Genomic DNA, 10,117 nt, shown 5'->3' with positions numbered 1-10,117 from the left:
ATGAAAACGCCGCTGCACTCCTCTTTCGGGACACCCAGCAACAGGAAAAATGCTCTAGCTAACCAAAGATAAAAAACTCTCATCTGTTTCTAGGCAGGAGAGTTTCCTATGAATCGTACTACCCGTTTTCTGGCGGCATGTCTCATTGCCACATTACCTGCCGCTTTCCTGGGTGCTCAGACGGCGAAACAGGACATGAAAGATGCCGGTCATGAGACGAAACAGGCTGCCAAGGACACCGGCAGCGGCATCAAGAAGGGAACCACGAAGTCGGCTCACGCGGTGGGTGAGAAGACAGAAGAAGGATGGGACGCCACCAAGAAGGGCACGAAAAAGGCTTACCAGAAGACCAAATCAGGCACAAAGAAAGCCGTCAACAAAGTTGACGGCGATCCGAATACCAAATAGCCCTGGTTGCTCTAGAGCATTTCCCCTGTTGCTGGGTGTCCGCGAAGTGGTGTGCAGTGGCGTTTTCATCGCGGAAAACGCCCATAGACGCGGAAACCCTACTCTACACCTACAGGGAAAATGCTCTAGCTGCCGTGTTCGCGGAATTCCACGATATTCCCATCCGGGTCCGTTGTCGAAAGCGCGTTTTTCGCACGCGTGAAGGGAACGCCACGCTTCGTTAGATCTGCCGCAGCCTCCTTGAGACTCTTTACCTGGAAGGCAACTCGCATGCGGGCTCCAATCTGATCGTCCTCAATCACGACGGTCTCGCCAGAGGTGCCGGGGATGGCGAAGCTGCCTGACTTCGTAATCGGGAAGTGTAGCTTTTCGGAGTAATAAGCGCGGGCAGGGGGGACATCCTTCATTGCCAGGGAGACACTGATCAGCTTTGGACCGACAGGATTTCCCAGATGCTTGCCGTGATCATTGGAATGAAGTGAGCCAGGCATGTACTGGGTGTACTCGATGTTCTGTTTTTCGGGGCCTTCCATGGTGAACAACAGATTACCGGCGCCGGCTTTCTTGAGGTCATGCGGCTTCAGGTCCTCACGTTCGTACTGCTTATGCAGCGATTCGAGATCGCTGCCATAGAAGCAGAGGTGCAGGAAACCGATCTGCGGCTGTTTCTCGGTCTGCGGGTAGAGCTCGATGAATTGGTCGTCGTTGATCTTGATGAAGGAACGGTCCAGAACGCCCTTGTTGTCGAGGGTAAAGGCTTCAAGGAAACCGATCTTCTCGTAGAAGGCGCGGGAGGCGGGGACATCTTTGACGCGTATGGCGACGTGGGCCAGGCCGTCCATGGGGACCGATTGTGCAGATACAGCGGCTGTGACGCACAGCAGCAGGAGGAGCAGCAGCTTACGCATGAAGTTCCTTTGTGATTGGGAATGTTTGTTGCGCGGAGAGCCAGAGAAGAGCTACCCAGTAGAGATCGGCTCCGAGCAGGTGCAGTACCTGCATCCAGGTTGGCGCCAACAGCAGCAGGTCGGCAAAGCCAAGTGCAATCTGGAAGGCAAGCAGGCCGAGAACAAAGTTAGCCAGCGGCGATCCCCAGGATCGTTTCAGCAGCCAGGTGACAAATACGGTCGCCAGAAAGGCACTGAGCGGGTGTACGCTGCGCAGGCGCAGCAACATGGGCGAGTTACTTGCGAAATCCTGGACGAAGGCTGCTCGCAGCGACGAAGCCGGGAAGAGGGTATCGCCGAGGGCTGCGAGCGATCCGCTTACACCGACGATGAGCGTGCTGACCAGGCCGATGGCGCTCAACCAGAGATTGCGGCGAGAGATCGTGAAACGCCAGGGACGCTCGAGGAAGTATACCGTCAAGGTATATGCCCCAAGCAGTAGCAGGGTATTCGACAGATGGATCGAAAGAAGAACGACTCGTCCGACGGAACGGTTGCCGGTGACGTAGCCGAGTTTCACCAGCAGGGCGCCAAGAATCGCCTCATTGAATAACAACACGGTTGCCGCGACGATCGCCTTACGCGCAGGCTGCAGACGTTCCGACGTCGCAAAGATCGCAAGCAGAAGTGCGAGCGTAAGGAAGACCGCGCCTCCCGACATCATGCGATGGGTAAACTCGATGATCGTATCGATACGAGGCGTATGCGGAATGACCTCTCCATTACAGAGTGGCCAGTGATTCCCACAACCGGCTCCGGAGCCGGTTGCGCGCACGATCGCTCCCCAAAGCACAACGAGGATATTCCATGCCAGCGTGAGCCAGGCAAGACGTTTTACATGAGTAGCCGTAAGCCGAGATGGCGCGAGATGAAGTGCGGTAGAGGCCACGATTTATTCTAGCCCCGTGGCCACTCGGTTCGACTTGTGAGCTGCGTCACGTCTTCCGTTACATTCCAAGCGCGTGGCGGGCAAGAGGATAGTCCCTAGCCAAAGCCAATGCAGCCTGGTATTCGGCCTTTGCACCTTCTTTGTCGCCCCGGTCGTCCAAAATCTTTCCGAGTAGCACATGTGCACGAAACACGGGAGCCTGGTCGGATCTTGCTGGAGAGGCAAGGTACTCCTTGAGCAGCCTTTCTGCCAATGCAGGATCACGATGTTGTTCGGTCAGGAATGTTGCCGCGTCGAAGCTGGGGGCGGAACGGGGACGATCGGTGTTGATCAGGTCGCGGATAACGGAGACGGCATCATCAACGCGTTTCCGGCGGTCGTAGAAGGCCACCAGGTCCATCAGGTTTTCCGCGGTATGTTTGATCTCGACCTCTTTTTTCAGCTCTTGTTCGGCCGCTCCGTAGTCTTTCTCTTTTTCGGCGACCAGAGAGAGGATGCGGTGATATTTCGCTGCAGAAAGTGGCTGAATACGTTCGGCGAGCTGCCGTGCTTTATCGGTGCCTCCACCAACAATGGATGGTGCTCGTGCATAGAACTCACCCAGATCGTTAATGGCATCCAGATTAGTGGGCGCGAGCTGAAAAGCGCGCTCAAATGAAGCTACACTGCGCTTTGCCATGCTGAAGCCCGTAAACGGCCCTGACTTGTCAGCTTTCAAGCCGTACGCACGTCCCAGCCAGAGGTAGTAGATCGCATTGCCGGAGTCGTTGGCGACAGCTGCTTCGCAATGGGGCACAGCGCGATCTGGAAGCTCCTGGGCATAGTACGCACGGCACAGAAGATGATGAGATAGGGCATCTTTCGGGTTGGACTTAACCGCAGGCTCGAGCGCGGCAGCCACCTCGTCTACGCGGCCGGCCATAAGAGCAGACCGCGCTTCGCGCACATCCATGGCCCGCATGGAAAGCGACGAGAAGAGGAGTGGGACGAGCAAAAGCAACTTCTGGTGCTGCATAATCAACTGCCTTATTGAACGACGTCGACCGGCAGGCCGTCTGTCAGTTCGCTGTTATCAACGGAATTGACGGCGACTTTGTCATTGACGGAAAGACCGCCCGCGATTTCGATGCGTGTCGGGGTTACGGCGGCGCCTACCTGAACGGGGGTTCGGATCAGCTTGCCGTTCACAATACGGAAGACGTAACTCTGCGAGCCTTGGGTGTGGAGCGCCTCTCGGGGAACTGCCAGCACATGTGGGTGTTGCAGGATGGTGACCGTAACCGTGACATTGGTATTCGGCAGAAGGTCTCCATGCGCATCATCGACACTGATAATGCACTCACCGACGTTACGGGTGCCGTAGTTGATGATGGTCGTCGGCACCGTCTCGACATGTCCGTGCCACACCTTTCCAGGCTTGGCTTCCCAGACGATGCTCACCGCCTGGTTGACAGCCAGTTTCCCCACATCGGGCTCGTCAAAATAGGCCGTAATCTGGATGCGATCGAGGTTCGCCATCGAGAGAAGTGTCTCTCCCGCGGGAACAAAGTCCGACTCCTGGATCGGGAGCGAGTAGATCGTTCCATCGAACGGAGCCCGGACATTCAGCTGGTCATAGAGTTTGCGCGCAGAAGCGACATAAGCCGAGGCATCGGCTGCCTGTGCCTTAACGCGGGTGCGGTCCTGATTACTGTAACGAGAAGCCGGAGATGAGCGCTGTTCCAGCGCGATGCGAGAGGATTTCGCATTTTCAAGCCGCTGCTGAGCGGCGAGAACTTCGCTTCCAGAAGCAGCTCCTTTCTGCTGAAGCTGCTGCAGTGCCGTGAGGTCACGCTGAGCCTGCTGTTCCTGCAGGCGAGCCTTCTCCAGGTCGGAGGCAATGCCGATACGCTCGTCGGTCGAGCCGCCGCTCTCCATATCGTGGATAGTGGCCTGGGCTCCGGCCAACGCGGACTGTGCGGTTGCCAGCCGTCCTAAAGCCTCAGCATCGTTCATGTGAATGAGCAGCTGGCCGGTCTTTACCTTTTCGCCGGCTCCGACGTAAATCCGATCGACCGTTCCCGCCATCGGAGCATGCGCGTCAAAGGGCTCCACGGGCTGAACTTTGCCGTTGGTTGGGGTGGTGCTGGTCAGATTCTCATAGGTAACGGAGGCAGCGTGGACATCGACATTGCTGCGGAACAGGGAGCGCAAACCAAAGCCGACCGCAACGATGGCGGCCAGGCCGAGCAAAGCGAAAACGAAAGTGCGAGCAGGACTGGTAGCTTTCTGAGCCATAGGGCGACGAAGCGTCAGTATATCTGACGCAGGTGGAAGGGTTTGCGGCACAAAAAGTTATCCCGCCGTATGAGCTGGGCGTAGATCGCACAACTCCAGTTCAATTGCATTTCCGAAGTCCGGGTTCGCATTCACGCGAATGCGAAAGGCCGCGTCGATCATCGCACCCAGTCCCACACCAAGTTCCTGGAGACGCGAGGGCCAGTGAATTCTCCGGGACCATGCCAGGCAGGCGATGGTTGCGCTGCCTTGCTCCAGCCGCAGACGAAGGTGTTTGTCCTTGAGAACACGTATTTCCAGAATACGGACGGAGCCGGAACAGAAGATCGGTTCCGGATTGGAGTGCCCAAAGGGTTCAAAACGATGGAGCTGCTCCACAAGTGCGGGCGTAATGCGCTCCAGAGGCAGGGAAGCGTCGCAGTGCAGCTCCGGAAGCAGGGTCTCCGTAGACATCGCGGAGCGGGCATAAATGCCTAGGCTCATTCGCAATTCGGGCACCCTGTCAGAGGGAAGAGAGAACCCGACGGCATGCGCATGCCCGCCAAACCGAGTGAAGATCGGAGCGACGGAATGGACTGCGGTCAATGCATCCAGCAGATGGAAGCCAGGGACGGAGCGTCCGGAGCCGTATGCTTCGCCGCCTTCGTGTGCCAATACAAGGGCGGGACGGTGGGTGCGCTCGACCACGCGCGAGGCCAGGATTCCGATAACGCCGCGGTGCCAACCGTGTCCGTCGAGGACGACGGCGCCTGCTTCGGCAAGAGATGTGTCGGCGGCGAGCAGCGTCTCGATCTCGTCGAGCGCAGCCTGTTCGGTCGCGCGGCGATCTTCATTCAGCCGGTGCAATTTCTCGGCGATTTCGCGGCCCCGTTCGGGAGACCTCGTGAGGAACATCTCGACGACATCCGAGGCAATATCCATCCTTCCGGCGGCGTTGATACGAGGCGCCAGACGGAAGGCGACCGAGGTTGCCGTCAGTGGCTGCCGGCCAGTAAGTTGAGCCAGCTCCATCAGGCAACGGAGACCCGGCTGGACGGGCTTAACCAGCTCGCGGAGGCCGATGGCGACGATGACTCGGTTCTCGCCGGTGAGGGCGACGGCATCTGCTACGGTGGCAATCGCTAACAACTTCAGGAAGCTGGGCAGTAGCTTGGTTCCTACGGTTTCGGCGGGGATATCGGAGATCTCCAGGAGAGCCTGGGCCAGTTTGAAGGCGACACCAGCGCCGCAGAGATCTTTGTTCGGGTAAGGGCAGTTGGGCTGATTGGGGTTGATGACGGCAAGTGCCGGAGGCAGGCCGCCGATCTCATCCGGAAGATGGTGGTCAGTGACGATCAGGTCGAGCCCGAGAGCCTGTGCCTCTTCTGCTGCGGCGAAGGCGCGGATGCCTGTGTCGACGGAGATGACCAGGCGGACACCCATCGCCGCTGCATCGGCCAGAACCCCCGCCTGCATCCCGTAGCCTTCACGGATGCGGTGCGGGATATGGTAGCGGACGATGGATTCGCCGCCGGCGATGCGGTCAATGGCTGTCTTAAGCAGCACAGTGGCCACGGTGCCGTCGACGTCGTAGTCCCCGTAGATCAGGACAGGTTCGCGGCGTGCGATGGCTTGCCGAATACGTTCCACTGCGGCTGCCATACCCAGCATGGCCGAAGGGGAGTGCAGGTGGCCGATCTCGGGATTGAGGAAAAGATCGACCTTTTCCGGCGTGTCGAAGCCACGGTTGAGCAGAAGCTCGGCAATGACCTGCGGAAGGCGCAGTTCACGGGCGAAGGCCTCGGCTTCTTCGAAGGAGACCTCGGGGCTTGTCCAGCGATAGAGCGGTTCGGCGGCCACTAGAACATTTTTCCTGTTGCTGGGTATCCCGGGAGGAACGTACAGCGGCGTTTTCATCGAGGAAAACGCCCATAGATGCATAAGCTCTGCACTACACCTGCAGGAAAATGCTCTATTCGTCTGCGTCGGGGTCGTCCACGATAATCGAGTCGAAGTCCGAGACGCTCTCCATCAACTGCTGAAAGCGGTCGTACCATTCGGTCGAGGTCTCATAGATGAACATGATGCCGTTGTAGGCGAAGCCGAGCTGCAGGTAGCCGGTCTTCCCGACATAGTTCACCAGGTACTGCGCGTCATCGATATCCGGCGTGTCGTCAGAGTCCGGAAATTCGCGGGCGCGAAGCTGCTCGATGAGGATCTCGATATCACGCTTTTCCAGCGTGACTTCGCTCATCGTCAGGAAGCTAACCCCGGCGGCTTTGGCGTGTTCGACAAAGTCTTTCCAGGAATCAGCGTGCTCTTCTTCGAAGACAACCGTGGGGATGTCTTCATGGACATAAGCATTCATGCGGTGCATACCGTGGCCCGCGATGAAGGCAATCATGTCGTCTTTCAGGGAGATCAGGTTATCCGTCTGCATTGCAACAAACGGTATTGTCTCAAAAAAGCATGACTGTACGCACTGGAATACGCTGAGAGCATGGCAAAGTTTGAACGTCACGTTTTTGTTTGCGGCAATGAGCGTCTGGAGGGCGCTGTCCGTCCGAGCTGCCGACCCCGCGGTGGCCGCCAGCTGAAAGACGCCCTGAAGGATGCTGTAAAAGCTGCCGGCTTGAAGAACACGGTCCGGGCCAACGAGGCCGGCTGCCTGGATCAGTGCGAGCATGGCCCTGTGATGGTCGTCTATCCGGAGGCTGTTTGGTACGGCTTTGTGAAATTGGAGGACGTGCAGGAGATCGTTAACGAACATCTGGTGCATGGACGGCCGGTGGAGCGTCTACGGTTGGCAGAGAGCTGCCTGAACACCCCCAGCTGCCCGCATCGACCGTAACCCGGGGAGACGCTGTCCCCGGATATCTTTTGAGGGCCGCGAAAGCGACCTTAACTGCATGATATAAATGACTTCGAAGAGAGATGATTTTTTCCAAGGACTACGTCACCTACCTGGCCAAGCAGACGGTGCAGCACCTTATCGACGCGAAGATGCTGCGCACCGGTAAGCCCGGCGTTCTGAATGAGCGTGTGAATCAAGGTCTGCTCGACGAGCTCTCGCTCGAAGACCGGATCAACGACGAGGTCCGCGTCATTCTGGAAACCTTCCAGGACGATATGCGCAAGACAGGCGCGAGCTACCCGGAGATGTTCAAGAAGGTAAAGAACGAGCTTGTGCGCAAATACAAGGCGGTGCTGTGAGAATCTCGCGCGACAAGCTCAACAAACTGGCTCACGTGGTGGCGGATACTCTGGCCGAGATCGACGAAGCAGAGTTTCTGGAGGACCGGAACACGATCCGTCAGGAGGCTCGTAAGGCGCTGGAGAAGCTGCTGCTCGAGGAGACCAAGATCGACCAGGCGGCGCGGCAAAAGATTACCTCGCAGCGGAAGATCATCCTCGAAGGTACCCAGGAGTGGGACATCCTGTACCGCAAGTACTACAACGACGAAGTGAAGAAACTCGGTATCTGACCCACGCACAACAACTTCTTCACTGTTATACTGATCTGAGTGGGCGTGAGTCATCACCGCCCTGCCCCTAACGGCGCCATGGTGTAATTGGTTAACACGTCGCCCTCTCAAGGCGAAGAGTACGGGTTCGATCCCCGTTGGCGCTACCAAAGTCCTGACAATCGAATGATTCAACATGCCGGAGCGAGGTGCGACCGGCGGTATACTTTCAAGCGTGGCAAAGACGTTTTATATCGAAACCTTCGGCTGCCAGATGAATGCCCATGACTCGGAAAAGGTCATCGGCACGCTGCAGCATGAGGGCTATACCCAGGTAACCGACGAGGATTCTGCTGACCTGGTTCTGTACAACACCTGCTCCATTCGCGATAAGGCGGAGCAGAAGGTCTTTCATCGCTTGAACGAGTACAAGCGGCTGCAGGGTGAGGGCAAGCGCTTTGGCGTGCTGGGCTGTGTGGCGCAGCAGGAAGGCGAAAAGATCTTCGAGAAGGCCCCGTTCGTTTCGCTGGTGAGCGGTTCAGCTTCCTACCGGAACCTCCCGGAGATGCTCCGCCGTCTGGAAGCAGGCGAGAACCGCATTACCGGTCTTGACGACCGACAGACGGATGAGACTTTTGATACTGAGTTCACCGCGAGGTCCAACCCCCACCGCGGCTACATCACTATCACCGAGGGGTGCGACAAGTTCTGCTCTTACTGCGTAGTGCCGTATACCCGAGGCAAGGAGCGTAGTCGCACGTCGGAGTCGGTATTGACTGAAGCGCGGCGTATGGCAGACGCCGGCTTTACCGATATTCAGCTGCTCGGCCAGAATGTGAACTCCTTCAGTGACCCTATCGGCAAAATGAATTTCGCCGAGATTCTGGCTGCAGTTGGAGAGGTTCCAGGAATCCGCCGCGTGCGGTTCACAACGTCGCATCCGCGACACTTCACGAAGCAGATCGTCGACGCAATCGATGCCGTGCCTACGTTGTGTGACCACATCCATCTGCCGGTGCAGAGCGGATCGTCGGCCGTACTGAAGGCGATGCAGCGCGAGTACACCCGCGAGTGGTATCTGGAGCGTATCTCCTGGATCAAGTCCGCGAAACGGGACATCTCCATGACCACCGATATCATCGTAGGTTTTCCAGGAGAGACCGATGCCGATTTCGAAGAGACAGTCACTCTCTGCGGTGAGGTGGGCTATGACAGTGTCTTCGCCTTCAAGTATTCGCCACGGCCAAATACACCGGCGGTCTCTATGTCGGAGACGGTCTCCGAAGAGGTGAAGAGCCAGCGGCTGCAGGTTCTGCTTGATCGCCAGCGGGAGATTCAACGTGCCCTCTATACCCGGCACGAGGGTAAAGTGATCGAGGTCATGGTCGAGGGCTTTAACCAGCAGCGCGGCCAGATCATCGGACGGACCTCGCAGAACAAGACATTGAACTTCACCACTGCACAACCGGTATTGCCTCAGATCGGCAGTTATGTCCCGGTAAGAGTGACGAAGTCGTTGCCGAACAGCCTGGTGGGCGAACAGGCCGGCGACGCAGAGGTTCCGGCAGCGGTGCTGAAGCAGGCCCAGCCTGTCGGTCTGGTGGTGCTGCAATGAACTTTCCCGGACTGCAACACGACGACACGCCGCTGGAGATCGAGATGAAGATCCGCGGCCTGATGATGGACCCCGTCACGAACATGCCGATCGTTGTGCTGAAGGATGTCGCAGGCGATACGGTCCTACCGATATGGGTTGGTATCTTCGAAGCGAACGCCATCGCCCTGGAGATTGAGAAGACAGCAACTCCGCGGCCGATGACTCACGACCTTCTGCGGGATACGATCCGCGGTCTGAACGCCCAGGTGGACAAGATCGTAGTGCAGGAGCTGAAGGACGATACCTTCTACGCCGTCATCTGGATGCGTCAGGATGGAGAAGTTGTGACCATCGATGCCCGGCCGTCGGATGCCCTGGCTCTGGCGTTGCGTGCGGATGCTCCAATCTATGTCCATCGTGAGGTCTTGAAGAACGCCCGTCTATCGACTGCCGACGCACAGAATGTAACCGCAGAACAGATGCGTCAATGGCTGGAAGGCCTGAACGATGACGAGATGGGTCGCTACAAGATGTAATGCCTAGAGCATTTCTCCTG

At 57.6% G+C, this 10,117-nt stretch carries 12 protein-coding genes and 1 tRNA gene; 7 read left to right on the top strand and 6 right to left on the bottom strand.

Translation table 11 applies throughout. From position 1 onward, the window contains the following. The first annotated feature begins 108 nt into the window (after nucleotides 1–108). Nucleotides 109–408: a hypothetical protein gene (locus FTW19_RS15420; RefSeq protein ID WP_147648456.1), complete on the top strand. Its 300-nt coding sequence runs from the start codon at nucleotides 109–111 to the stop codon at nucleotides 406–408. A gap of 125 nt (nucleotides 409–533) precedes the next feature. Here FTW19_RS15420 and FTW19_RS15415 read toward each other — a convergent pair whose 3' ends face one another. The 6 genes from FTW19_RS15415 to FTW19_RS15390 all read right to left on the bottom strand — a co-directional run bounded on the left by FTW19_RS15415 (nucleotide 534) and on the right by FTW19_RS15390 (nucleotide 6,940). Continuing rightward, the gene (locus FTW19_RS15415) at nucleotides 534–1,316 is read right to left on the bottom strand and encodes a VOC family protein (RefSeq protein ID WP_147648455.1); all 783 of its coding nucleotides are present in this window, start codon (nucleotides 1,314–1,316) and stop codon (nucleotides 534–536) included. Then, nucleotides 1,309–2,244, bottom strand: a complete 936-nt coding sequence (locus tag FTW19_RS15410) for a COX15/CtaA family protein (RefSeq protein WP_147648454.1) — start codon at nucleotides 2,242–2,244, stop codon at nucleotides 1,309–1,311. Before FTW19_RS15410 ends, FTW19_RS15415 begins: the two co-directional genes overlap by 8 nt. A 58-nt stretch (nucleotides 2,245–2,302) precedes the next feature. Next, complete coding sequence (locus FTW19_RS15405; protein WP_348641859.1) at nucleotides 2,303–3,196, bottom strand: tetratricopeptide repeat protein; 894 nt, start codon at nucleotides 3,194–3,196, stop codon at nucleotides 2,303–2,305. Nucleotides 3,197–3,270: 74 nt separating this feature from the next. Further along, nucleotides 3,271–4,521, bottom strand: a complete 1,251-nt coding sequence (locus FTW19_RS15400) for an efflux RND transporter periplasmic adaptor subunit (protein WP_147648452.1) — start codon at nucleotides 4,519–4,521, stop codon at nucleotides 3,271–3,273. A gap of 57 nt (nucleotides 4,522–4,578) precedes the next feature. Further along, the gene (gene recJ, locus FTW19_RS15395) at nucleotides 4,579–6,360 is read right to left on the bottom strand and encodes a single-stranded-DNA-specific exonuclease RecJ (protein WP_246153330.1); all 1,782 of its coding nucleotides are present in this window, start codon (nucleotides 6,358–6,360) and stop codon (nucleotides 4,579–4,581) included. Nucleotides 6,361–6,472: 112 nt separating this feature from the next. Continuing rightward, on the bottom strand, nucleotides 6,473–6,940 hold the full coding sequence (locus FTW19_RS15390; protein ID WP_147648450.1) for a hypothetical protein: 468 nt from the start codon (nucleotides 6,938–6,940) through the stop codon (nucleotides 6,473–6,475). A gap of 60 nt (nucleotides 6,941–7,000) precedes the next feature. Between FTW19_RS15390 and FTW19_RS15385 the strand changes: the two genes are divergently transcribed. The 6 genes from FTW19_RS15385 (at nucleotide 7,001) to FTW19_RS15360 (ending at nucleotide 10,097) form a co-directional block, all read left to right on the top strand. After that, nucleotides 7,001–7,351: a (2Fe-2S) ferredoxin domain-containing protein gene (locus FTW19_RS15385; protein WP_147648449.1), complete on the top strand. Its 351-nt coding sequence runs from the start codon at nucleotides 7,001–7,003 to the stop codon at nucleotides 7,349–7,351. Between the two features lie 83 nt (nucleotides 7,352–7,434). Then, entirely contained in the window at nucleotides 7,435–7,713 is a 279-nt protein-coding gene (locus FTW19_RS26305) for a DUF507 family protein (RefSeq protein WP_147648448.1), read from the top strand. After that, complete coding sequence (locus FTW19_RS26300) at nucleotides 7,710–7,985, top strand: DUF507 family protein (protein WP_147648447.1); 276 nt, start codon at nucleotides 7,710–7,712, stop codon at nucleotides 7,983–7,985. Before FTW19_RS26305 ends, FTW19_RS26300 begins: the two co-directional genes overlap by 4 nt. A 72-nt stretch (nucleotides 7,986–8,057) precedes the next feature. Then, nucleotides 8,058–8,134: transfer RNA gene (locus FTW19_RS15370), tRNA-Glu, on the top strand. A 26-nt stretch (nucleotides 8,135–8,160) separates the two neighbouring features. After that, nucleotides 8,161–9,579, top strand: coding sequence for a tRNA (N6-isopentenyl adenosine(37)-C2)-methylthiotransferase MiaB (miaB, locus tag FTW19_RS15365; RefSeq protein ID WP_147648446.1), 1,419 nt, complete (start codon nucleotides 8,161–8,163; stop codon nucleotides 9,577–9,579). Continuing rightward, nucleotides 9,576–10,097: a bifunctional nuclease family protein gene (locus FTW19_RS15360; RefSeq protein WP_222705464.1), complete on the top strand. Its 522-nt coding sequence runs from the start codon at nucleotides 9,576–9,578 to the stop codon at nucleotides 10,095–10,097. The genes miaB and FTW19_RS15360 overlap by 4 nt, the downstream gene beginning before the upstream one ends. Nucleotides 10,098–10,117 lie beyond the last annotated feature (20 nt).

Origin of the sequence: Terriglobus albidus, assembly GCF_008000815.1 — a bacterium.
In the GTDB taxonomy this organism is placed as follows: domain Bacteria; phylum Acidobacteriota; class Terriglobia; order Terriglobales; family Acidobacteriaceae; genus Terriglobus; species Terriglobus albidus_A.
Note: the sequence above shows the minus strand (reverse complement) of the source record. Positions and strands in the feature narration are given on the sequence as shown.

What these genes read in the sequence shown, in the direction of transcription:
- FTW19_RS15400 (WP_147648452.1), bottom strand. Translation starts at nt 4,521, where the DNA reads ATGGCTCAGAAAGCTACCAGTCCTGCTCGCACTTTCGTTTTCGCTTTG.
- FTW19_RS15420 (WP_147648456.1), top strand. Translation starts at nt 109, where the DNA reads ATGAATCGTACTACCCGTTTTCTGGCGGCATGTCTCATTGCCACATTA.
- miaB (WP_147648446.1), top strand. Translation starts at nt 8,161, where the DNA reads ATGCCGGAGCGAGGTGCGACCGGCGGTATACTTTCAAGCGTGGCAAAG.
- FTW19_RS15360 (WP_222705464.1), top strand. Translation starts at nt 9,576, where the DNA reads ATGAACTTTCCCGGACTGCAACACGACGACACGCCGCTGGAGATCGAG.
- FTW19_RS15415 (WP_147648455.1), bottom strand. Translation starts at nt 1,316, where the DNA reads ATGCGTAAGCTGCTGCTCCTCCTGCTGCTGTGCGTCACAGCCGCTGTA.
- FTW19_RS15405 (WP_348641859.1), bottom strand. Translation starts at nt 3,196, where the DNA reads ATGGATGTGCGCGAAGCGCGGTCTGCTCTTATGGCCGGCCGCGTAGAC.
- FTW19_RS15390 (WP_147648450.1), bottom strand. Translation starts at nt 6,940, where the DNA reads ATGCAGACGGATAACCTGATCTCCCTGAAAGACGACATGATTGCCTTC.
- FTW19_RS26305 (WP_147648448.1), top strand. Translation starts at nt 7,435, where the DNA reads ATGATTTTTTCCAAGGACTACGTCACCTACCTGGCCAAGCAGACGGTG.
- FTW19_RS15385 (WP_147648449.1), top strand. Translation starts at nt 7,001, where the DNA reads ATGGCAAAGTTTGAACGTCACGTTTTTGTTTGCGGCAATGAGCGTCTG.